General features: G+C 70.9%; 16 protein-coding genes. 9 read left to right on the forward strand and 7 right to left on the reverse strand.

Annotated features, from left to right (window positions below):
• The first annotated feature begins 59 nt into the window (after positions 1 to 59).
• The gene (locus tag AB0C12_RS10460) at positions 60 to 779 is read left to right on the forward strand and encodes a hypothetical protein (RefSeq protein WP_360546284.1); all 720 of its coding nucleotides are present in this window, start codon (positions 60 to 62) and stop codon (positions 777 to 779) included.
• A gap of 11 nt (positions 780 to 790) precedes the next feature.
• On the opposite strand, the gene AB0C12_RS10465 is transcribed toward AB0C12_RS10460, so the two are convergent.
• The 3 genes from AB0C12_RS10465 to AB0C12_RS10475 are packed head-to-tail and all read right to left on the reverse strand — an operon-like array spanning position 791 to position 8,388.
• Positions 791 to 5,722: a DNA repair ATPase gene (locus AB0C12_RS10465; protein WP_360546286.1), complete on the reverse strand. Its 4,932-nt coding sequence runs from the start codon at positions 5,720 to 5,722 to the stop codon at positions 791 to 793.
• A complete protein-coding gene (locus AB0C12_RS10470; protein ID WP_360546288.1) occupies positions 5,719 to 7,785 on the reverse strand; it encodes a flotillin family protein in 2,067 nt (688 codons plus the stop codon). The genes AB0C12_RS10465 and AB0C12_RS10470 overlap by 4 nt, the downstream gene beginning before the upstream one ends.
• A gap of 27 nt (positions 7,786 to 7,812) precedes the next feature.
• Entirely contained in the window at positions 7,813 to 8,388 is a 576-nt protein-coding gene (locus tag AB0C12_RS10475) for a hypothetical protein (RefSeq protein WP_360546290.1), read from the reverse strand.
• 493 nt (positions 8,389 to 8,881) lie between these two features.
• Between AB0C12_RS10475 and AB0C12_RS10480 the strand changes: the two genes are divergently transcribed.
• From AB0C12_RS10480 to AB0C12_RS10495, 4 genes are all read left to right on the forward strand, one after another.
• Positions 8,882 to 10,228, forward strand: a complete 1,347-nt coding sequence (locus AB0C12_RS10480; protein WP_360546292.1) for a glycosyltransferase — start codon at positions 8,882 to 8,884, stop codon at positions 10,226 to 10,228.
• 33 nt (positions 10,229 to 10,261) lie between these two features.
• A complete protein-coding gene (wecB, locus tag AB0C12_RS10485; protein WP_360546294.1) occupies positions 10,262 to 11,458 on the forward strand; it encodes a UDP-N-acetylglucosamine 2-epimerase (non-hydrolyzing) in 1,197 nt (398 codons plus the stop codon).
• Complete coding sequence (locus AB0C12_RS10490; protein ID WP_360546296.1) at positions 11,458 to 13,095, forward strand: polysaccharide deacetylase family protein; 1,638 nt, start codon at positions 11,458 to 11,460, stop codon at positions 13,093 to 13,095. The genes wecB and AB0C12_RS10490 overlap by 1 nt, the downstream gene beginning before the upstream one ends.
• 65 nt (positions 13,096 to 13,160) lie before the next feature.
• Positions 13,161 to 13,526 carry a hypothetical protein gene (locus AB0C12_RS10495; protein WP_360546298.1) on the forward strand — a complete coding sequence of 122 codons (366 nt, stop codon included), beginning with the start codon at positions 13,161 to 13,163 and terminating at the stop codon, positions 13,524 to 13,526.
• A gap of 3 nt (positions 13,527 to 13,529) precedes the next feature.
• Here AB0C12_RS10495 and AB0C12_RS10500 read toward each other — a convergent pair whose 3' ends face one another.
• Positions 13,530 to 14,291 (reverse strand): dienelactone hydrolase family protein, encoded by a 762-nt coding sequence (locus AB0C12_RS10500; RefSeq protein WP_360546300.1) that lies wholly within the window; start codon positions 14,289 to 14,291, stop codon positions 13,530 to 13,532.
• Positions 14,292 to 14,474: 183 nt separating this feature from the next.
• Between AB0C12_RS10500 and AB0C12_RS10505 the strand changes: the two genes are divergently transcribed.
• Complete coding sequence (locus AB0C12_RS10505; RefSeq protein ID WP_360546302.1) at positions 14,475 to 15,902, forward strand: cellulose binding domain-containing protein; 1,428 nt, start codon at positions 14,475 to 14,477, stop codon at positions 15,900 to 15,902.
• A 130-nt stretch (positions 15,903 to 16,032) separates the two neighbouring features.
• On the opposite strand, the gene AB0C12_RS10510 is transcribed toward AB0C12_RS10505, so the two are convergent.
• The gene (locus AB0C12_RS10510; protein WP_360546304.1) at positions 16,033 to 16,635 is read right to left on the reverse strand and encodes a TetR family transcriptional regulator; all 603 of its coding nucleotides are present in this window, start codon (positions 16,633 to 16,635) and stop codon (positions 16,033 to 16,035) included.
• A 106-nt stretch (positions 16,636 to 16,741) separates the two neighbouring features.
• On the opposite strand from AB0C12_RS10510, the gene AB0C12_RS10515 reads away from it, so the two are divergent.
• Positions 16,742 to 17,233 carry a MarR family transcriptional regulator gene (locus tag AB0C12_RS10515; RefSeq protein WP_360546306.1) on the forward strand — a complete coding sequence of 164 codons (492 nt, stop codon included), beginning with the start codon at positions 16,742 to 16,744 and terminating at the stop codon, positions 17,231 to 17,233.
• The gene (locus AB0C12_RS10520; RefSeq protein WP_360546308.1) at positions 17,230 to 18,837 is read left to right on the forward strand and encodes an MDR family MFS transporter; all 1,608 of its coding nucleotides are present in this window, start codon (positions 17,230 to 17,232) and stop codon (positions 18,835 to 18,837) included. Before AB0C12_RS10515 ends, AB0C12_RS10520 begins: the two co-directional genes overlap by 4 nt.
• A gap of 204 nt (positions 18,838 to 19,041) precedes the next feature.
• On the opposite strand, the gene AB0C12_RS10525 is transcribed toward AB0C12_RS10520, so the two are convergent.
• Both AB0C12_RS10525 and AB0C12_RS10530 read right to left on the reverse strand, forming a co-directional pair.
• Positions 19,042 to 20,469, reverse strand: coding sequence for an MFS transporter (locus tag AB0C12_RS10525; RefSeq protein ID WP_360546310.1), 1,428 nt, complete (start codon positions 20,467 to 20,469; stop codon positions 19,042 to 19,044).
• Between the two features lie 130 nt (positions 20,470 to 20,599).
• The gene (locus AB0C12_RS10530; protein WP_360546312.1) at positions 20,600 to 21,271 is read right to left on the reverse strand and encodes a TetR/AcrR family transcriptional regulator C-terminal domain-containing protein; all 672 of its coding nucleotides are present in this window, start codon (positions 21,269 to 21,271) and stop codon (positions 20,600 to 20,602) included.
• A 204-nt stretch (positions 21,272 to 21,475) separates the two neighbouring features.
• Between AB0C12_RS10530 and AB0C12_RS10535 the strand changes: the two genes are divergently transcribed.
• Positions 21,476 to 23,080 carry a GGDEF domain-containing protein gene (locus AB0C12_RS10535; protein ID WP_360546314.1) on the forward strand — a complete coding sequence of 535 codons (1,605 nt, stop codon included), beginning with the start codon at positions 21,476 to 21,478 and terminating at the stop codon, positions 23,078 to 23,080.
• The last annotated feature ends 79 nt before the right edge of the window (positions 23,081 to 23,159 follow it).

Genomic DNA, 23,159 nt, shown 5'->3' on the forward strand with positions numbered 1-23,159 from the left:
ACCGCCCCCGGAACGGGCACAGTATTACGGGCGACTGCAGGTGACGGGAGGACGGTGACGTGCGAGGCGGACTGGACGACGCGCTCGACAAGCTGGCGCGCCGGGACGAGCTGCGCCGCCGGGCCGCGGCGGAGGCCAACGGCACTCCACCGGCGGTGACGGAGCTGGTCGAGGCGATCGCCGCTGTCGTCGGCCGCAACCCCGAGCTCGGCGTGACCGTCGGCGTCGAGGGCGCGGGCGACCCGGTGCTGCTGCACTTCGCGGTCGAGGACGGCATCGTGCAGGTCAGCGCGGACAACACGGTCGCCGACCGGGTGGCCGAGGCCGCCCCGACATCACCCCGGCACGCCGACTTCGACATCGACCTGGACGAGCCGGAGGCGTACACCCCGCCGCAGGGCTACCGCTTCGAGCAGCCCGCGGAGAACGGCCAGGAGACCCGCCGCCTGCACTATCAGGAGCCGATCGACCACGACCGGTACGCGGAGCCGGCACCCCACCGCGCGGAGCAGTTCCAGCCGCACCCGTTCGCGGCGACGCCACCGCCGGAGGTGCCGCCGCAGACGACCCGGCGCATCCACGCCGAGCAGCACCGGGCCCCGGAGGAGCCGAGCGCGGCCCAGCGCCTGGCCGGCCAGCAGGACCAGCAGCGCGGCATGCCGACGCCCCTTCCAGAGCCGATCCCGCTGCGGGTCGAGCCGGAAGAGACGGAGATCGCGGCGAAGCGCCTGGCGGCTCTGCTCCGCGACAACCCGTCCCTGCTCCGCTCCCAGGACTGACGCCCCGCGCCTCAGCTCGGCTCGGCCAGGCGGGTGATGGCTTTCTCGATGCCGCCGACCCGGTCCGCGAGCAGACCCACCGCGCCCACCGCCCGGCTCATCGGGTCGTCCCCGTCGCCGCCCAGCGCCTGCTCGCGCAGGAACGCCTCCTTCACCTCGGCCCACCGCTTCTCCTGCTCCGGGGTCAGCCGCCCGCGCAGCTCGGCCAGCTTCAGCAGGTTCGCCTCCGCGCCGGTTGTCAGCGTCTGCGCCTCGCCGCGGTAGTGGTCGTCGATCACCAGCTCCAGCTCGGCCTCGTTCATCACCGGGACGATGCGTTCGGCCAGCTTGTTCATGTTGCGGTACGAGCCCTGGAGCTTGAACGGCGGCTCGGTGCGGGCCGAGTCGGACTGTCCGGCCGAGGCGATGTACGCCTGGTTGTTACGCAGCACCACCCGTTGCACCCGGCGCATCTTGCGGAGCACCGACAGCACCTGTTCCAGGTCGGTCGCCGAGTACGCGTGGCTGAGCCGGTCGGGCCGTACCGAGTCGTCGCCTTCGGCCAGCCGGACCAGCAGGGGCAGGTCCGCGCGGTCACGGGTGGACAGCGGCGCCAGCACCTGGTTGGAGGTGAGGGCGTTCTCCAGGTACGACATCTCGAAGACGTCGTCGCGGCCGGCCAGGACGTCGCCGAGGTTCCACACGTCGGCCCGGTTGGCCAGCATGTCCGGGATCCGGAAGCGCTGCCCGCTCTCGGTGTACGGGTTGCCGGCCATGCACACCGCGAACCGCTTGCCCCGCATGTCGTACGTGCGGGTCTTTCCTTCCCAGACGCCCTCCATCCGGCGCTGCGCGTCACAGAGCGAGATGAACTTCTGCAGCAGCTCCGGTGAGGTGTGCTGGATGTCGTCCAGGTAGAGCAGGACGTTGTTGCCCATCTCCAGCGCGAAGGAGATCTTCTCGACCTCCTGGCGGGCCGTCGCGTTCGGGGCCTCGGCCGGGTCCAGCGAGGTGACGTCGTGGCCCAGGGCCGGCCCGTTGACCTTGACGAAGACCAGGCCGAGGCGGTTGGCCACGTATTCCATCAGGGTCGTCTTGCCGTAGCCGGGCGGGGAGATGAGCAGCAGCAGGCCGGACTGATCGGTGCGTTTGGCGTCGCCCGCCGCGCCCAGCTGGCGGGCCAGGTTGTCGCCGATCAGCGGCAGGTAGACCTCGTCGAGCAGCCGGTTGCGCACGAAGGCGGTCATCACGCCGGGCTTGAACTCGTCGAGGCGCAGGCGGTCGCGTTCGGCGGCGGCCAGGGCGGTCCGCTGCTTCTGGTACGCCCGGTACGCCGGCACCACCGTGGCCCGGAACTCGCGGGTACGGGTCAGCACCTCGTCCAGCCGCAAAGTGATCTTGCCGTCGACGATCCGCGGGTGGTTGCCGAGCAGCCCGCCGACGGTCACGGTCAGCGCCGCCGCGGAGTCGTACCGGGTCAGCGCGGTCCCGGTCAGCTCCAGGGCCACCGCCTCGGCGAGGTCGTCGGCCGACCCGGCGTCCGGCTGCGCGGCCAGGAAAGCGGTCAGCCAGGTGGTGACGAGCTGCTGCCGCGCCCCGAGATCATCCGCGAGCGCCCGCAGGTCGTCGGCGTAGTCGCGGGATGCCGTCGCCGGGCCGCTGCCCAGCGCCCGGTGGAAGCGTTCGACCAGGGTGCGGGCCGCGGCGCTGGTGACGAACCCGGCCGGCGGGCCCGCCAGCTCCGCCACCAGGTATTCACCCACCAACAGCTCGGTCCCGGCCGCCGCGCTGAGCTCGGCGCAGAGCTCGGGCAGGGCGGAGCCGGCCGAGCCGAACATTTCCCGGGCGCGGACCAGCGACGTGGCCCGCCGGGCCCAGGCCTCCTTCTCGTCCGACCGCCCGGCCGTCGCTGACCGGGCCGAAGACTGCTCGCCGGCGCCGAAGACCCAGAAGAGCTGGGCCGCCGCGCGCACCGGGCCCGGATAGCGCAGCAGGCCGGCGGTGGCGTGCAGCCGGACCAGTGCCTCCAGGATCAGGGCCGCGTCGGCGTCGTGGACACCGCGCTCGTAGCCCTCGTCGTAGCGGGCTTCGGCGGCCCGGCGCACGACGGTCAGCAGCGTGCCGTCAGCGGCCGCCGTCGCCATGCCCGCGGGATCGTCGGCCAGCAGAGCGGCGGCGAGGTGCTCACTGCGGTAGACCGCGGCGGTCTCCGAGACCACCGTCTGGTTCCAGAACGGCCGGGTGGCCGCGAAGGAGGCGTCCCGGACCGGCGCCCGGTAGTCCGTGCCGGTGACGGCGAACGCCAGCTCGTCGCCGTCCGGCACCAGCGTCAGGTCGATGGCCTGGGTGTTCACCGCGAACGTGTGCCGGCCCAGCCGGATGGTGTTGCCGTCCGCGCCGTACAGGTCGAGGCGGTCCCGCAGGGCCCGGCCGGCCTCCTGCCGGGCGGCCTTGACCCGCCCGTCCAGCTCCTCGGCCCGGACGGTGTCGCCGAGGGTACGCAGCTCGCCCGCGACCGAGCGCAGCTTGCCGACCATCGGATCGGTGGCGAAGTAGGTGTTGACCTCGTCGAGGGTGCCCAGCGCGGCGACCCGGCGCTGCACGCTGGCCAGGGTGCGCTGGGCGGAGTCGACCAGCCGGTCGGCCCGCCGCGCCCGGTCGTCGAGCAGCGACTGCCGGCGGGCGGCGAACGCCTCGTAGACCTCGGAACGCTTGGCGCTGAGCTGGTCCACGAAGTCGTCGAAGTCGCCGAACCGCGACTCCAGCGCCTCCACCTGGAGCATGAGCTTGGCGACCTGCTCGTCGCTGCGTTCCGGGGTGTCCGCGGCGGCCAGCCCGGCCGTGACCGACTGGCCCAGCAGGGTGAACTCCGCCGCGAACGCGGCCCGGCCCTCGACCGCGGCCAGCTCGCGCCGGCGGGCGTCCAGAGTGGCGCGGGCCCGGTTGACGCCGCCGAGCACCTCGCCGATGCGTTCCAGGATGGCGACCCGCACAGTGGCATCGGCGATCTCCAGGCCGCCCACCACCTCGGTGACGACCTGGAGGCCGTCGGCCTGCTCGGTGAGCCGTTCGCCGACGGGCGCGGCCTCGGCCACGGTGGCGATCCCGGCGGCGTCGGTGACCAGCTGCTCGACCGACTGCTGGTAGCCGGCGAAGGCGTCCGCGCGCTGGAGGAACTCGACCGCGCGGCGGGCGGTGGAGTCCACCTCGGCGGCCAGGTCGTGCTCGAGGGAGTCGAGCCGGGTCAGGTCGACGTAGCGCAGCTCGCGCAGGGTCACGATCCGGCCCTGGGCCTGGCGCAGCGACGCGAGCTGGCGGATCCAGGCGTCCGTCGTGGTGGGCACCTCACCCCGGGCCCGGCGGATCAGCGAGGTGGTCGCGGCGGCGGCCTCCTCGACCGCGGTGGCGGCCTGGGTGGTCAGCTCCTGCACCGACTCGTACTCGTCGAGGACCTGCTCGGCGGTGGCGCGGACCTCCGACAGCGGGGTGCGCAGGTCGCCCAGCTCGCGCTCGCCGAGCCAGTGGTAGTGGTCGAAGAGCCGGCCGCACGCGGCGATGATGGCCTCGAAGACCGCACCGGAGGGCGTCATCTCGTCGACCATCCGGGCCACCGACAGGGTGTCGGCGATGCCGCGCACCAGGTCGGCGTTGCCCACCCGGTCCAGCGGCCCGGTGCCGACCGGCTGCGCCGCGGCGTACGTGTCCGAGACGTACGGCGTCTGCCACACCTGCATCGGGTGCACCCGGGTCGGCTCGTCGGTGACGTGCCGGAAGGCGATGAGCGTGCCGTCGTCGAACAGCGAATACCCGTTGCAGGTGATCGGGGTGGCGACCTCCTTGCGGATCACGTTGTACGGCAGCAGCAGATACCGCCCCGCGGCCCGCGCGTGGAAGACGTAGAGCACGTCCTCACCATTGACCGAGCGGACGACGCGCTCGAACTCGAGATCGGTGACGTCCGCGTCGAATGTCTTGGCCAGCCCGGTGGCCAGGTAGTAGCCGCCCGGGAAGATGATGCCCTGGTCCTCGGGCAGCCGCTGGCAGGCCTGGCCGATCCCGTCGAGGCGCCGCACGTCCCGGGTACGGGTGTTGAAGATCAGATACCGCTGGGTGGTCTCCTTGTACGGCAGCACCCTGAGCAGGATCAGCGGCCCGATCCGGGCGTACGCGATCTCCGCGTCGGCCAGGCTCTGCAGCGGCTCGTCGACCGGCTCGGAGAAGATGCCCTCGCCGTCCTCGGTGTTGTTCTCCACCTTGACGGTCAGGGTGCCGCCGACCGTCTCCACGAAGACCTCGTCCTCGATGGACACGTGCGGGTGCCGGCCCAGGACGTGCTGCTCGCGGGTGGTCGGCGTCCACTCGAAGTCGTGCGACGGCGGGAAGACGTGGTCGCGTTCGCCGCGGTTGTCCACGTACGCCACCGAGCCGTCGACGCCGACCTTCCAGCGCAGCACCTTCAGGTCGTCCGCCCGCGCCCCGGTCTGGAAGACCGCCAGCAGCAGGCCCTCCAGCCGGCGCAGCTGCAGCAGGTGGGTCTCGCGGTAGTACCGGTAGAGCTCGGCGAAGTCGCGCTGGAAGACCGGGTCGTCGAGCAGGCCGGGCAGCTCGGTGCCCGGGTCGAAGCGGAACGCCTCGCCGTCGCGGCCGAAGCCGTGCACCGAGAAGACGTCGTCGATCGACGTCTCGGTCTTGAGCCCGATGAACACGTTGTAGCCGAACAGCATCGCGCCGCCGACCTGCACCACGTCCCGGGGCACACAGTTGTTGACCGTTCGGATGCGCTCGGTGCCGAGCAGCCGCATCTGCTGCCCGCCGAACGTCTCCACCCGGCGGGCGTTGAGCGCCTCGGCCCGCGTGGCCAGCTCCTTGGCCTGGCCACCGAGCCGCGCGCGCAGCACCTCGTAGGTGCCGGCATCCAGTGCCGCGGCCTCGGTGGCCGCGGCACTCACGGGCGCGCTCGTCACTGCTGGGCCACCACCGTGCCGTTGGCCGGGGTCGCGGTCAGGGACGAGACCCTGGTGTCGGCGACGCCCAGCTTCTTGGCCGCGGCGAGCAGCTCACGCAGCTTGCCCGAGTCCTCGCCACCCTTGCTGATCTGCTGGGTGAGGAAGGCGGCCAGCGTCAGGTTGGCCACGTCACCGGTGGAGACCGAGCCGAGCAGCCGGCTCAGGTCGTCGGTGATGCTGGCCGAACCGTCGAGGTAACGCGAGCCGAGGCCCTGTGCCACAGTCGAGTGCTCGACGAAGCCGTCCAGGCTCTTGCCCATCGTGATCGAGCCGAGCAGCTTGTCGAAGAAGACCGAGTCGCCGCCGACGATGTCGATGTTCGCCTTCTCCAGGCCGGCTGCCACGACCATCGCCTGCGACTCGGCGATCTCCTTGTGCACGGTGATGCCGGCGAGCCGGATCTCCTTCTCCGTCTCCAGGCGCAGCCGGTATTCCTCGTGCTCGCGGGTGGCGTCGTCCAGCGCGCCCATCGCGGCGGCCTTCTCGGTCAGGCCCTCGGCCTCGCCCTTGAGCTTCTCGCGGATCGCTTCGGCGGCGACCAGCGCCTTCTCCCGCTCGACGATGGCCTCGGCGCGGCCGGTGAGCTCGGTGACCTCGGCGTTGGCCCGGCCGGTCTTCTCGATGACCTCGGCGTTGCGCTCGCGCACCTGCACGTCGGCCAGCCCGGTGGCGGCCGCCTCGGCCTGCGTGCCCTCGGCCAGCCGGATCTTGGCCCGGGCGTCCAGCTCGGCGGTCTGCTGCCGGGCCTCGGCCAGCAGCAGTTCCTCGCGGGCCTTGAACCGGGCCGCGGTCTCGGCCGCCTCGGCCGCCTTGATGTCCTTGACCAGCGCCTCCTGGGCCTCGGCCTCGGCGTTGATGACCACGGCCTGGCGGGTGCGCTCGGCTTCCTCGACGACGCGCAGGCGCTTGATGTTCTCCTCCTGCTCGGCGACCGTCTTCTCCACCGCGATGCGCTCGCGGATCACCTCGGCGATGGCCCGCTTCTCACCCTCGACCTCCTTGTCCTTGGAGATCGTGGACAGCTCGGTCTCGCGTTCGCGGCCGATGACCTCGAGCATCCGGTCCTTCTCGATGCGCTCGGTCTCGATGGCGATGACCCGCTCGCGGTTCTTCTCGGCGACCGCGATCTCCCGGTCCTTGTTCTGCTTCTGCACGCCGAGCTGCTGCTCGGTGCGCAGGTGGGCGCCCTCGGCGCGGAGCCGCTCCTCGGCCTGGGCGAGCTGGATCTCCGCCGTCTCGCGGGCCCGGATGGTCTCGATCTCCCGGTTCTGCTTGATCTCCGCGTCCGCCTGCCGGCGCTCCAGCTCGAGGATCGCCTCCCGGGCGTCCACGTTCTGCCGGGTGATCTCCTTCTCCTCGTTGCGCCGGAAGTCGTTGGTGCGGACCGCCTCGATCGCGGTCAGCTCGGTGATCTTCCGGATGCCCTGGGCGTCCAGGATGTTCTTCGGGTCGAGCGAGTGCATCGGGGTCTGCTCGAGGAAGTCGATGGCCGCGTCCTCGAGGCTGTAGCCGTTGAGGTCGGTGCCGATCACCTCGATGATCTGGTCCCGGAACTCATTGCGCTTGGTGTAGAGGTCGACGAAGTCCAGCTGCTTGCCGACCGTCTTGAGCGCCTCGGAGAACTTGGCGTTGAACAGCTCCTGCAGCGTCTGCTCGCTGCTGGCCCGGGTGGTGCCGATCGCCTGGGCGACCTTGATGACGTCCTCGGTGGTCTTGTTGACCCGGACGAAGAAGGTGATCCGGATGTCCGCCCGGATGTTGTCCCGGCAGATCAGGCCCTCCCGGCCGGTCCGGGAGATCTCGATGGTCTTCACCGAGATGTCCATCGTCTCGGCCTTGTGCAGCACGGGCAGCACGACCGCGCCGGTGAAGGTGACGTCGACCCGGCGCACCTTCGACACGATGAGCGCCTTGCCCTGCTCCACCTTGCGGAACATGCGGCTGAGGAAGAAGACGACGCCGAGCACGATGAGCAGCACAACGGCGATGAGCACACCGAGACCGGTGGAAATCACATCCATCATTGATCCTTCTTGCCGAGGGGCTGACTAGAGAGCTACGTCTGCGGGGACGATCCAGAAGAACTCGCCGTCCGCGTCGAAGTCGTAGAGCACGGCGACCGTGCCGGCCCGGAGATCGTCGTTGCCGGCCTGGCGGACCTGCACCACCGCCGACGAACCGTCGGGTGAATGCACCTCCGCCTGGCCGAAGGTGGCGGTGACCCGCCCGGTGCGTACGACGCAGGTCATCCCGACGAAGTCGGCCCGCGACGGCTCGGTGCCCGACGGCAGGAATCGCCGCAGCAGCAGCACGGCCAGCCGGGCCACCACCCACGCGACCACCAGGGCGCCGGCCAGGACCAGTCCGGCCGGGATCGCGCCGAGCAGCTCGCCGCCGGCCAGCGCGGCGAACCAGGCGACCGCGACGAGCAGCGAGAGCACCACCGAGGCGGGCACTCCGCCGAAGCCGAGGAAGCCGAGGAAACCACCGCCGGTGTCGCCGCCGTCGCCGTCGGGGTCCGCGCCGCCGACGATGACGACGAGCCAGTAGCCGATGACGACGACCAGGAGCGGGGTCAGGATGACGGCGGGGAAGCTGAGTGCAGCCTCGAAGAACCCGCCCATGCCTACGCCCCGTTTCCCCGTGTGCCGACCGCGATCGGCCGCCCGGAAAGGTGGGCGGCCCGTGTTCCTGCGGTGATGTCGATGATCGCAGGAGCCGTCAACGTGTGTTGTCCCCGAACCGACCAGTTCGCGCTGTCTCTTCAGTCGGAAGACCGACGGTTCCTCACGGACAGTGATCCGATGGCCTCCCTGGGCGACACACGTCGGCGAGACGCTCCGCACCACTCTCAGTAACCGAATCTTCGCTCCGGCACCCCTCCCGTCCGGGTTTGTCAGTTGGTGTCCTCACGCGGGGTGACGCGGCTTTTCGGGGCCTTCACGGTGATTCGATCAGCCTGAGATGTCTGTCATAGGCCAAAAGGTCAGTTAGGCCCGGCGGTCCGGTCGCCGCCCTTGTGTCACGCTGGGTAGCGTCTTAATGTCCTAATACGTCCAAGAGCGCGGCCCTGAAACAACGGCCGGCAACACGGACAGCGACGAAGGGAGGCGAGTGATGACGGCAGCTGACAGCTGGTACCTGGTGATCGTCGGATACGCGATCATGCTGGCCTGGCCGGTCTCCACGCTCGCCCTGGTGAGCTTCGCGGTGCGCTACGCCGCGTCGCACCGCACTGCCGTCGTCAGCCGCTCGCTGGCCCACGGCGACGGCACCCCGCAGCACTTCTGGATCATCGTGCCGGCGCTGAACGAAGAGGTCGTCGTCGGCAACACCGTCAACGCCGCCCTCGGCCTCAGCGGACCCGGCGGCACGCTGGCCCGGGTGCTCGTGGTGGACGACGGCTCCGACGACCGCACCCCCGAGGTCCTCGCCGCCATCGACCACCCGCGGCTGCGGGTGCTGCGGCGGGAGCTGCCGGAGGCCCGCAAGGGCAAGGGCGAGGCTCTCAACGCCGCGTACCGCTACATCGCCGAACGCACCGCCGAGGAAGGCGTCGACCCCGAGAAGGTCGTCATCGGCATCATCGACGGCGACGGTCAGGGCAGCCGCAACATCCTGCTCGAGGTGTCGCGCATGATGCGGGACACGACGATCGGCGCCGTGCAGGTGCAGGTCCGCATCCGCAACCGCAACAAGCTGCTCGGCGCGGTGCAGGACCTGGAGTTCGGCGCGATCGTCAACGCCTGTCAGAGCCTGCGGGACACCATCGACACCGTCGGCCTCGGCGGCAACGGACAGTTCACCCGGCTGTCCGCGCTGCTCGCCCTGGGCGACGCGCCCTGGTCCGCGTGCCTGGTCGAGGACCTCGAACTGGGCCTGCGGATGCACCTCGACGGGGTCGGCATCCGCTACACCCCCCGGGCCTCGGTCACCCAGCAGGCCGTCGTCGACCTGCGCCGGCTCACCCGCCAGCGCACCCGCTGGGCCCAGGGCAACATCCAGTGCGTCCGGTACCTGCGCCGGCTGATGAGCTCGAAGCGGATCAGCACCACCTCGCTGCTCGAGGTCATGCACTACCTGATCTCCCCGTGGATCAACGCGGTGGTCACCGTCGTGCTGCTCGGCGCGGTCACGATCGCCACGGTGGGCCTGCTGATCGGCCACCCGGTGCCCTACCTGCACAGCTGGGGGGCGCTCGGCGAGAGCGGCGCGATGTGGTTCGCCGTCACGTTCTTCCCCGGCTTCGTCTGGGCGCTGGTGCACCGCTACCGGCTGCGCGACGAGACCCTGCGCCGGCTGCTGATCGCCGCGGCCGCGTACCCGATCTTCCTGCTTCTCGGTCTCGTCGCCACCTACCGCGCGATCGGCCGGCAGGCCACCGGCCGGCAGGCCTGGGCCAAGACCGAACGGCTCGCCGAGGAGCCGCTGCCGCACCACCTGCAAGTCGCACTCGCCGCCTGAAGGTCTCCCCCTCCCGGAAGAAGGCTCCCCCACATGTCGCTCCCCGAGATCCACCTGATCGGCGGCACCCGCCCCGAGGCCGTCAAGCTCGCCCCCGTCGCGCTGGCCATGCGGGCCGCCGGCCTGGTCACCCCCGTCCTGGTCGCCAGCGGTCAGCACCCGGCGATGGTCAGCCAGGCGCTCGCCGCCTTCGACCTCACCCCGGACGTCACGCTGCAGGTCGAGCGCGGCACCGGCAGCCAGGCCGAACTGCTCACCGAGATGATCCGGCAGCTCGACACGCTCTGGGCCCGGCGGACCCCCGCCGCCGTGCTGGTGCAGGGCGACACGACCACCAGCCTGGCCGGCGCGCTGGCCGCGTTCTGGCGCCGCATCCCGGTCGTGCACCTGGAGGCCGGGCTGCGCTCCGGCGACCTCGACTCGCCGTTCCCCGAGGAGGCCAACCGCCGCCTGGTCGCCCAGGTCGCCGCGCTGCACCTGGCCCCGACGCCGCTGGCCGCCATGAACCTGCTCGACGAGAACATCGCCACCGCGGACGTGCTGATCACCGGCAACACCGTGGTGGACGCGACCCTGGCGGTCGCCGGGCGCCGGCTGCCGTTCGAGAACCCGCAGGTCGCCGCGGCCCGCGCCGGTGCCACCGGACGCCGGCTGGTCGTCGTGACCGCCCACCGGCGCGAGTCGTGGGGCGCGCCGCTGGACCGCATCCTGGCCGCGGTACGCCGGCTGGTCGAGCGGTACGCCGACATCGACGTGATCCTGCCCAGCCACCCCAACCCGGCCGTCCGCGCCCAGGTGGAGGCCGGGCTCGGCAACATCGAACGGGTCACGGTCACCGACCCGCTGCCGTACCCCGACCTGTCCCGGCTGCTCTCCGAGGCCTACCTGGTGCTCACCGACTCCGGCGGCATCCAGGAGGAGGCACCGTCGTTCGGCGTACCGGCGCTGGTGCTGCGCGACGTCACCGAGCGGGTCGAGTCCCTGCACGCCGGCTGCGCCAAGCTGGTCGGCTCCGACACCGACCTCATCGTCGACGAGGCGTCCGCCTTGCTCGACAGCAAGGTCCGCCGCGACGCGATGACCGCCGGCGGCAACCCGTACGGCGACGGGCTCGCCGCCGCCCGTACCGCCCAGGCCACCGCGGCCCTGCTCGGCCTCGCTCCGGCACCGTCCCCCATGCCCACCGGTGTCGCCACCGCCACCACCGCCACGTTCGGAGCGTCCTTCTGATGCGTATGTCCAAGCTCTCCCGCCGTGCCCTGCTCGGTGCCGGTATCGCCGTCACGGCGACCGCGGCCCTCGGGGTCGGTGTGGTCAACGCCGACGCCGCCGTGCGGACCGCCGCCACCACGTCGATCGCCGCGAAGTCCGGCAAGGCCGCCCCCGGCGGTGGCACCGCCAAGACGCTCGTCCTCTACGACACCACCGGCGACTACGGCTGGATGGGCGAGGTCTACGCGACCCAGACGGCCAACCTGAGCTCGCACTTCGGCTCCTGGACGGCCGCGCCGGTGGCCGGCTACCGGGCCGGCGACCTGTCCGCGTACACCGCGGTGATCTACCTCGGGTCGACCTACGACGAGCCGCTGCCGACCGCTTTCCTGGACGACGTCACCGCCACCACCAAGCCGGTGACCTGGGTCTTCGACAACATCTGGCAGCTGGCCGCCCGGGACGCCACCTTCGCCGCCACCCGCGGCTTCACCAGTGGCGCGTTCGACTTCGCCGCGGTGGCCGAAGTGGAGTACAAGGGCCGCAAGCTGACCCGGGACACCACCGACAAGTCCGGGATCATGAATCTGGGCATCACCGACGCCACCAAGGTCAAGACCCTGGCCACGGCGGTACGCCCGGACGGCACCACGTTCCCGTGGGCCGTGCAGTCGGGCAACCTCACCTACGTGGGCGAGATCCCGTTCGCGTACGTGACCCACGACGACCGCTACCTGGCCTTCGCCGACCTGCTCTTCGACTCCCTCGGCGACACCGGCGTCTCCCGGGACCGGCACCGCGCGCTGGCCCGCATCGAGGACGTCGGCCCGGACTCCGACCCGGCCGAGCTGCGCGCGATCGCCGACTACCTGTACGCGCAGAAGGTGCCGTTCAGCGTCGCTGTCTACCCGCGCTACCGCGACCCGCTGGGCGTGCAGAACGGCGGCCGGGCCCAGGACTACACCCTGGTGCAGAAGCCCAAGGTGGTGGCGGCGCTGAAGTACATGCAGCAGCGCGGCGGCACCCTGCTCATGCACGGCTACACCCACCAGTTCGGCGGCGTGGCCAACCCGTACGACGGCGAGAGCGCGAACGACTTCGAGTTCTACTCGGCGCACGTGGACGCGAACAACAGCGTCATCTACGACGGGCCCGTACCCGGTGACTCGGCCGCATGGGCGGCCAGCCGGATCGCCGCCTCGGGCCTGACCTTCGCCCTGGCCGGCCTGGGTGTGCCCAGTGTCTTCGAGTTCCCGCACTATGCCGGCAGCGCCGTGGACTACCAGACGGTCAACTCGGTCATGGGCAAGCGCTACGACCGCGGCCTGTACTTCCCGGGCGTGCTCAGCGGGGCGAAGTTCGACTACAAGCGACAGTTCGGGCAGTTCTTCCCGTACACCGTCCGTGACGTCTACGGCTCGGTGGTCATCCCGGAGAACATCGGCAACGTCGAGCCCGAGGCGTTCAACAACCACCCGGCCCGGCTGCCCGCCGACCTGCTCGCCTCGGCCGGCCGCAACCTGGTCGTCCGCGACGGGGTGGCCAGCTTCTTCTACCACCCGTACCTGGGCACGGATCACCTGAAGGACCTGGTCACGGGCATCAAGGCGCAGGGTTACACCTTCGTCAGCGGTGCCTCGATGCTGAACGGCTGACCATAAGATGACCAGTGGCCGCTGCCCTGCCGGGCGGCGGCCGCTGTGCTGACGAGGGAGTTTCGATGTCGGGTACGGCGGAGGTCGTCGCCTTCTACGCGCAGTCCTGGATCAACTGTGACCCCCGGGCGGTACGCCGGGTGATCGCCGGCGACGCCGAGATCGAGTGGAACCTGGACGGGCCGGTCGACGACGAGGAGCTGGTGCAGACGCTGGACCGGATCGCGGCCTTCGCCGACTCGGTCACCGTCGTGTCGACCACCTGCGTCGACGACCGCGCCGCGCTCGTCTACGACTGCGTCGCCCCCTTCGGGACCGTCCGCATCGCCGAGTTCGTCACGGTCGCCGACGGTGCCATCAGCGGGATCCGCCAGGTGTACGACGTGGTGGCGTTGCGCCGCTACTTCCCGGGCCTGCTGGACGACGACTGATCGTCAGCGGGCCGGGGTGGGTAGCGTGCTGTCGAGCAGCTCGAAGAGCTTCTCCCAGTGCCGCTTCTCGGCCTCGGCGGAGTAGGCGGCGGTGTCGGCCATGGTGAAGCCGTGCTCGGCACCGGGATAGATCTCCGACCGGAACCGCACGTCCGCCGCGTCCAGGGCCGCCTCGAGCCGGTCGATCTGCTCCTGCGGCATCGTGTGGTCGTGGTCCGCGTGCGCGAAGTACACCTCGCCCTTGATCCGGCCCACCTGCAGATGCGGGCTGTCCGGCTCCTCGGTGGCCAGCCGGGCGCCATGGAAGCTGGCCAGCGCGACGATCCGCTCCGGGTACGCCGTGATCGCCTTGAGCGCGTTCAGACCGCCCATGCAGTAGCCGACGATGGCGTCCGGACCGGCCGAGACCCCGTCCTGGGCGGCCAGAAAGTCGAGGTAGGCCCGGGAGTCCCGGGTGATCGCGGCGGTGTCCAGCTGCTGCATCATCGGCATGAGCCGGCCGAAGACCTTTCCGCGCTCCTCCGGGTCGGCCAGGTTGGAGGTGTCGGCGACCGGCGACCGGGCGCTGCGATAGAAGAGATTGGGCGCCAGGACGGCGTAGCCCCGTTCCGCGATCCGCTCGGCCATCTCGTAGAGCCGCGGCCGCAGCCCGAAGGCGTCCATGAAGAAGAGCACGCCCGGGAACGGCCCGTCGCCGTCCGGCACCACCAGGTACGCGTCCGCGGTCCCGTCCTCGGTCGGCACGTCCACCATCGTCTTGCGCATGCCCTGCCTCCTGAGCGGCGTCGGTGATCTGTTCGACCGTACTGCGGCATTCCTACCCTCCGTGCATCGCACTCCACGCCGCAGCCCCGTGCTTGAGACAGATTTAAGGAATTTCCCCTCTTTCTTTAATGCACCCAGAGTCAGGATCAACGCCGTCGGCGTCCCCCGCGAACGGAGTCATCCATGGCACGCAACCGTCTTCGCCTCTCCATCTATCTGACTGCGGCGTTACTCGCTGTAGGCGGGGGTGCTCTCGCAGCGGTCGCGGCGACAACTCCGACCGCGGGCACCGGCGGACTGACGGCTACGTTCAGCAAGGACTCCGACTGGGGCTCCGGCTACCAGGCGCGCTACACGATCAAGAACAACGGCAGCTCGGCCGTCACCGGCTGGCAGCTGACCTTCGCACTGCCGGCGAGCGCCAAGCTCGGCAGCTCGTGGGACGCGGCGGTCACCACTTCGGGTACGACGTCAACCGCCAAGGACCGGGGTTACAACGCCTCGATCCCGGCCGGGTCCACCGCCGAGTTCGGCTTCATCGTGGCCGGCAGCGGCGCACCGACCAGCTGCACGATCAACGGCGCCGCCTGCACCGGTGGCGGCCCGGCGACGACCACCGCCCCCACCACCGCTCCCACCACCGCTCCACCCACGGCGGCTCCCACCAAGACGCCACCGACCACGGCGGCTCCTACCAAGACGCCGCCGACCACCACGGCTCCGGCCGCCGGCAACGTCCTGGTCGCCCCCTACGTCGACATGGGACTGTTGTCCAACGGCAGCACCACGCTGGCGCAGCTGGCCGCGAGCGGGAACGTGAAGTCGTACACCCTGGCCTTCGTCACCAGCGCCGGGTGCAAGGCCAGCTGGTTCAACGCCTTCGACCCGCGGGCCGGGCAGTTCGGTGACCAGATCAAGGCGCTGCGCGCGGCCGGCGGTGACGTCAAGGTGTCCTTCGGCGGCGCGACCGGCGTCGAGCTCGCCCAGGCGTGCACCGACGTGAAGGCGTTGCAGGCCGAGTACCAGGCGGTCGTCTCGGCGTACGACCTGAAGTACATCGACCTCGACATCGAGGGCGCGGCGGTCGCGGACCCCACCACGATCGCCCGCCGCTCGACCGCGCTGGCCGCCCTGCAACGGGCCAACCCGGGCCTGAAGATCTCGCTGACGCTGCCGGTGCTGCCGGAGGGTCTGACCGCCGACGGGCTCAATGTGGTGCGGTCGGCCAAGAACGCCGGCGTCGACCTCGACCTGGTCAACATCATGGCGATGGACTACGGCCGGTCCGCGCAGGACTACGGCGACCTGGCCATCCAGGCCGTGAAGTCGACCAAGGACCAGCTCAAGGCCATCTACGGCGGCAGCGACGCAGCGGCGTTCCAGAAAGTCGGCGTGACCCCGATGCTCGGCAAGAACGACGACAACGGCACCTTCAGCCAGAGCGACGCCCGCGACCTGGTGGCCTTCGCGAACGCCAACCACGTGGGCTTCGTGTCCTTCTGGGAGACCAACCGCGACCGGAACGCCTGCACGGGCGCGCTGTTCCAGTGCACGAACGTGGCCCAGGCCCCGTTCGAGTTCAGCAAGATCTTCGCCACCTTCCAGGGCTGACCGCCCGTCCCCGCGGAAGGGTTTCCCCGAACCCTCCACCCATCGCGCGGCGTCGAGAGCCCCCACTCTCGGCGCCGCGCCCCCGTGTCCGGCGTGGGGCGGGAGCAGCTCGACGGCAGCATCGCGCCGATCAGGCGAAGCCGCGACCGGCCTCCGCCAGCGCACGATCGACCAGGTCCGGCAGGGACGTGTCCGCCGGGGCGTCGAGCCAGATGTGCACGGCCACCCGCAGCGAGGTCATGAAGGTCGCGGCCGTCAGCCGGGCGCGTACCCCCGAAGGGTCGGGCTGGTCCGAGCGGGCCGCGACCGCGGCGGCCAGCTCGCGCTCCACCGCCGCGAAGGTGTTGAGCTGCTGTGTGAGCAGCGCGGGCTGGCTGCGCAGCATCCGGGTCTGCGCCACCCAGGCCGGGTCGAGCTCACCGACCTGCCGGTAGAACTCCCGGGCCGCCTCGGTCAGCGCCTGCCACGGCCCCTCGCCGGCCGGCCGGGCCGCGATCATGCCGATCAGCACCGCGATCCGCTGGTGGTCGCCGTGCAGCAGCGCCTCTTCCTTGCTGGCGAAGTAGTTGGAGAACGTGCGGCGGGAGACCCCGGCCTCGTCGGCGATGGCCTCGACCGTGATCTTGTCCGCGCCGTGGGCGATCGCCAGGCGCACCGCGGCCTCGTGCAGGGCCTGCCGGGTCGCCACCTTCTTGCGCTCGCGGAGGCCCACCTCGGCGGTCGTCGTGCTCATGGATCGAGCCTAGCCAGGATGTGACTCACTTCCCAATGAGCAAACTTGCGCAGTGGGCAACATCGGCCGATAGTTGTATGTGGCAATCAACTGGAGGAGATGGCACATGGCCCACGACGCCGGCCCCGCGGCTCGTCATGAGCTGCTCACCAACGTTCGCGACCTGCTCAAGGCCGTCCGCTTGTTCAAGAGCGACCTGCCCGCCCGGCACGAGACCGTGGTGCCCACCGGCACCATCGGCGTGCTGGCGACGATCCACGCCATCGGCGGCGAGCCGGTCGGCGGGTGCCACCTGAAGGACCTGGCCGCCCGCTGCGCGCTCGACCCCTCGACGGTCAGCCGCGCCGTCGCCGCCCTGGTCCGTTCCGGCCTGGTCGCCCGCACCGCCGACCCGAGGGACGGCCGCGCCAGCGTGCTCACCGTCACGCCGAGCGGGCTGCACACCCTCGACGAATTCAACCGCCTGGCGGACGAGCGCCTCGCCGACGCCCTCCGCGACTGGAGCCCCGAGGACATCGCGCTGCTCTCGGGGCTGCTCCAGCGCTTCGCCACAGACCTGCTGACCCGTACCGATCGAAACCTGGAGGTCGCGCGATGAGCGCACCCACCGTCACCCGCGCCGAACCCGGCGCGATGAGCCACCGCCAGATCATGGAGGCCCTCAGCGGCCTGCTGCTGGTGCTGTTCGTCGCGATGTCCAGCGCCACCATCGTCTCCACCGCGCTGCCGAAGATCATCGGATCGCTCAACGGCAGCCAGACGCAGTACACCTGGGTCGTCACGGCCAGCCTGCTGACCGCGACCGCCACCACCCCGATCTGGGGCAAGCTCGCCGACCTCTACAGCAAGAAGCTGCTGGTCCAGCTGGCCATCGTGCTGTTCATCGCCGGCTCGGTGGTGGCCGGCTTCTCGCAGACGGCCGGCCAGCTCATCGCCGCCCGCGCGTTCCAGGGCATCGGCATGGGCGGCGTGCAGGCGCTGGTCCAGGTCGCGATCGCCGCGATGATCCCGCCCCGTGAGCGCGGCCGGTACAACGGCTACCTCGGCGGCGTGCTCGCCCTGGCGACCGTCGGCGGCCCGCTGCTCGGCGGCGTGATCGTCGACACCTCGTGGCTGGGCTGGCGCTGGTGCTTCTTCATCGGTGCCCCGATCGCCGTGATCGCCCTGGTCGTGCTCCAGCGCACCCTGCACCTGGCGACGATCCGCCGGGACAACGTGAAGATCGACTACGCGGGCGCCTCGCTCATCGCGGCCGGCGTCAGCGTCCTGCTGATCTGGGTGTCGTTCGTGGACAGCTCGTTCGACTGGATCTCGTGGCAGACCGGCGCCATGGTCGGCGCGGGCCTGGTGCTGCTGGCGCTCGCGGTCTGGGTCGAGTCCCGGGCGGCCGAGCCGGTGGTGCCGCTGGAGATCGTCAAGCAGCGCACCACGGCCCTGTCGATCCTGGCCAGCCTGGCGGTCGGCATGGCGATGTTCGGCGGCTCGGTCTTCCTGGGCCAGTACTTCCAGATCGGCCGGGGCTACAGCCCGACCGAGGCCGGCCTGCTCACCATCCCGCTGATGGCCGGCGTGCTGGTCTCCTCGACCATCTCCGGCCGGATGATCAGCAACTCCGGCAAGATCAAGCCTTACATCGTGGCGGGCACGCTGGTGCTGGTGGCCGGCTTCGCGGCCCTCTCGGTGATCGACCACCAGACCCCCCTCTGGTACGTGGGAGTGGGCATGGCCCTGGTCGGCATCGGTGTCGGCATGTCGATGCAGAACCTGGTGCTCGCGGTGCAGAACTCGGTGCAGCTCAAGGACATCGGCGCGGCCAGCTCGACGGTGGCGTTCTTCCGCTCGCTCGGTGGCACCATCGGCGTCTCGGTGCTCGGCGCGGTCCTGGCCCACCGGGTCACCGACTCGATCACCACGCAGCTCGCGGCGGCCGGCGTCCCGGCGTCGAGCTCGGGCGGCGACACCAGCAGCCTCAACCTGGCCGAGCTCCCGGCGGCGATGCAGCACATCGTCCGGGCCGCGTACGGCGACGCGACCGGCCACATCTTCCTGATCTCGGCGGCCATCGCGGTGGTCGGCGTCATCGCGGCCCTGCTGTTCAAGCAGATCACGCTGCGCTCGACGATCGACCTGGCCAAGGCCGCCCCGGAGGCGAAGAGCGCCGAGGACGAGTCGACGATCCCGGCCGGATCAATCAGCCGGTAAGCAAAGCAACAAACAGCGGCGCCCGGGGATCCCGGGCGCCGCTGTCGTATCGGCGGCCCGGGCTCCTTCCGGGTGCCGCTTCGGATCAGCGGCCCGGATCCTCCGGGACACCGCCTCGGGCCAGCCGCCCGAACCCTGCCGGATATCGCTCGGGTCAGCGGCCCCGGAACCTCCCGGGTGCCGTCGCCGGCCGGCCGGTCCAGGTCAGGCCGCAGCCGCGGCCTCGGCCATCTGATCCGCGGTCGGGCGCAGCCGCGGGGCTCCCAGAGCCATCACGATGTTCGCCGCCGCGAAGAGCGCCGCGATCATCAGGCCCCGTTCGAAGCCGCCGACCAGCGCATCCTGCTGCCCCGCCCCGCCGGTCACCAGCGACTCGACGTGGGACGTCGCCAGCGTCGTGATCGCCGCCAGTCCCAGCGCCCCGCCGACCTGGTAGCCCGCGTTCACCACCCCGGAGGCCGCACCGGCGTGGTCGTGCGAGACATCCGCGACGGCCGCGATCGAGGCCGGGGTGCCGACCGCGATGATGCCCATCCCGAACAGCACCAGGCCGGGCAGGATCGTCAGGGCGTACGAGCCGGTGGCGTCGGCGCCGGACAGCAGCAGCAGGCCGACCACGCTGAGCGCCGCGCCGCCGAACTGGACCGGCTTGGTGCCGAAACGGGTCACCAGCTGCGACGCGATCACCGCGCTGGCGATCGCCGCGATGCCCATCGGCAGGAACTGCAGGCCGGTCTCCAGCGCGGTCAGGCCGCGGACCTGCTGCAGGAAGATCGCGGTGAGGAAGAACATCGCCAGGAACGCGGCGCCGTTGAGGGCCAGCGCCACGATCGACGTGGTCAGGCCCCGCGAGCGGAACAGGCTGAGCGGCACCAGCGGCGCCGCCGACCGGCCCTCCACCCGGACGAAGGCGGCCAGCAGGGCCAGGCCACCGGCCAGCAGCCCGATCACCTCGAAGGACGACCAGCCCAGCGGCTCGGCCCGGATGACGCCGAGCACGATGGCCAGCAGGCCGGCCGTGCTGAGCAGGGCGCCCGCGACGTCGAAGGTGCGCGTACCGGTGGTGGTGACCTTGGATTCGCCGACGAAGAGCGGGACGATCGCGGCCAGCGCGATCGCGATGGGCACGTTGACCAGGAAGACCCAGCGCCAGCTGAGCGAGTCGACCAGCAGGCCGCCCGCGATCACGCCGAGCGTGCCGCCGAGGCCGGCCAGGCCGCCCCAGACGCCCATCGCGATGTTGCGCTCCCGGCCGTGCTTGAACGTCACGGTGAGGATGGCGAACGCGGCCGGCGACAGCAGCGCGCCGCTCAGGCCCTGGATCGCGCGCATCACCACCAGTTGCTCGGGATTCTGCGCGAGGCCGGCGATCAGTGAGGTCAGACCGAACAGCGCCAGCCCGACGATGAAGACCCGGCGGCGGCCGAGCAGGTCAGCGGCACGGCCGCCGAGGAGCAGGAAACCCCCGAAGAGCAGGGTGTACGCGCTGACGACCCACTGCAGCCCGGAGGCCGAGAAGCCCAGATCCCGCTGGATGTCAGGCAGCGCCACGTTCACGATCGTCACGTCGAGCACGACCATGAACTGGGCGACCGCGATGACGGCCAGGGTCGACCACGGATTGCGTTGCACCGGTTCCACCTCCACCGAGCGCCGCCCTGTGCGGCGTACATGTACACCGTAGATGTACGGCGTATAGGCGCGTCAAGCGGCGGACCGGGTGCTTCGGTGTGACGAACGACGCGCTGATCAGTCGCGCTGATCAGTCGCGCTGGAGGCCGCGCACGCCCTGGACCAGCAGGTCGAGGTTGAGGGCGAAGTAGTCGTCCTCGTCGCGGCAGACCACCAGCGCGGGCGCGGCGGCGATGACGTTCGGGTAGCGGGTGGGCGACAGCGACTCGAGCCGGGCCCGCTTGTCCCGCAGGGCCTGCTCCCGCTCCTCGCCGGGCTGCCACGGCCCGGGCGCCGGGTCCGCGCCGACCAGCGTGATGACCGAGCAGATCAGGAAGGTGCCGACCTCCGCCGCCCGGCCGGCCCCGAAGCCGGCGTCACGGAGCAGGCCGAGCACCCGCTCGGCGATCCGCAACCCGGACTCGGCGATGAGGATGCGGCGCAGCGCCAGGCCCGCAATGGCCGGGTGCGGGCGGATCGCCACCAGAAACGCCAGCAGGATCTCGCGGAGCTGATCGTGCCACGGGGCGTCGCTGGGCTCGGGCAGCCGTACGGCCTCGATCAGGTGCTCGGCGAGGCCGTCGAGCAGGCTGTCCTTGTCGCTGAAGTGCCAGTACATGGCCATCGGCGTGACGCCGTGCTCCTGCGCCAGCCGGCGGATCGTGACCGCCTCCAGCCCCTCGGCATCGGCCAGCGCGATCGCCCCGACCACGATCGCCTCACGGCTCAGTCGTACCCGGGTCGCATCGCTCCGCTTGGCCATCCGGCAACTGTACGACGTACATGGCGGGTTCCCCGCGGTGGCGGCGAGGTGGATCACGTCTGCGACGCTGGGAGCCAACACTCACTCACGGCTAGCCTTTGGGGACGGAGCGCAATGTCCCGTACACCTGAAAGGTTTGTCATTTTTCTTCAGCCAGGGGTCCGCGGTGTCGATGATTCGCGGTGAGGGAAAGGGGTGAGCCTGATGAACGTACGCCAGGACGACGCGGCGCGGCTGTCGGCTGCCCTGACGGAGATCGAGGACCAGTACCTCTGGGACGCCGACGCCACCCTCACGACCGCCGTCGAGATCGAGGAGCAGGCTCTCGCCCTCGCGGACGAGCGGCTCGTCTTCCGGGCCCGGCTCTGCCAGGCCAACATGCTCATGCGCAAGGGCGAGGTCGCGGCGGCCGCCCGGCGGATCTGGAAGATCCACCAGTGGGCCACCGACCACACCGACCACATCGTGCTGGCCCGCACCCACCTGGTCTGGGCCAACATCCACCGGCACCTGGGCGACGCCGCCCAGTGCCTGGAGCACTCCGTGCTCGCCGTCGAGCTGCTCGACGAACGGGCCACCGCGCACATGCAGGTCTGGCACCGGGCCAAGCTGGCCGACGCGCTCGGCCTGGCCGGCTCGATGGACGCGGCCCGGCAGCGCTACCAGCAGACCGAGGAGCTGGCAGTCGATCTCGGCCTGCCCCGGCTGCTCATGGGCATGCTCAACAACTACGCGTACACCGAGCACGCCGCCGGCGAGAACGGCCGGGCCCAGGAGGTCGCGCGCCGGCTCCAGCTGGTGGCCGAGCAGCACGGCTTCACCCTGGACCCCGCGGTGCTCGACACCATCGGCGTCATCGAGATCGAGAACGGCAACTACCTGGCGGCCGAGCGGACCCTGCGCGAGGCGGTCCGGCGCCACCACGAGGGCAACTACGAGGACGCGGACGCGCTCGCGGAATACATGCTGACCCTCGCCCGCGCCCAGCGCTTCCTGCGGGCCACCGACCGCGCCCAGGTCAACCTGGACATGTCCCGCAGCCTCTGTGTCGAGCGTGGACTCGGCGACGTGCTGGTCCGGGTGCACCAGGAGCAGGCCGAGCTGCATGCGGCGCGGGGTGAGTTCGCGGAGGCTTTCGCCGTACACAAGATCTTCTTCTCCGCCCACAACGCGCTGCACTCGTCGCAGCGGGAGGCCCAGGCCCGCACCCGGCAGGCCATGTTCGAGACGACCGAGGCGCGGCAGGAGGCCGAGCGGTTCCGCGAGCAGGCCCGGCGCGACCCGCTGACCGGGCTGCGCAACCGGCGCTACCTCGACGAGGAGCTGCCCGACCTGATCGACGCCGGCGGAGCGCTGACCGTGGCGATCGTCGACCTGGACCACTTCAAGCGGATCAACGACCAGCTGTCGCACGACGTGGGCGACCAGGTACTGGTGCTGGTGGCCAAGCTGCTGGAGACGGAACTGGCGGCGGTCTCACCGGACGGCTTCGTGGCCCGGATGGGTGGCGAGGAGTTCCTGCTGGTGCTGCCCGGCACCGACGTGTCCGAGGCGACCAGCCGGCTGGACGGCATCCGCGAGGCGGTCAGCTACTACGACTGGACCGAACTGACCCACGGCCTGCCCGTCACCGTCAGCATCGGCGTGGCCGGACTGCGCGACGCCCCGACACCGACCCAGGCCGGCCTGCTGTCCACCGCGGACCGGCACCTGTACGTGGCCAAGCACGCCGGACGCGACCGAGTGATCTCCATGGCCCCGCGCGACGCCCGCCACCGGTCGTACCGGGACAGCGCTTCCGCGGCCTGAAACCGTGGTTCGATCGAGCGACATGGCTGAATCCTGACCGGATCCGCCCACTAGGCTCGGCCCCGTACGTCGGGGACGG

It is taken from the genome of Actinoplanes sp. NPDC048967 (genome assembly GCF_040649415.1).
In the GTDB taxonomy this organism is placed as follows: Bacteria; Actinomycetota; Actinomycetes; order Mycobacteriales; family Micromonosporaceae; genus Actinoplanes.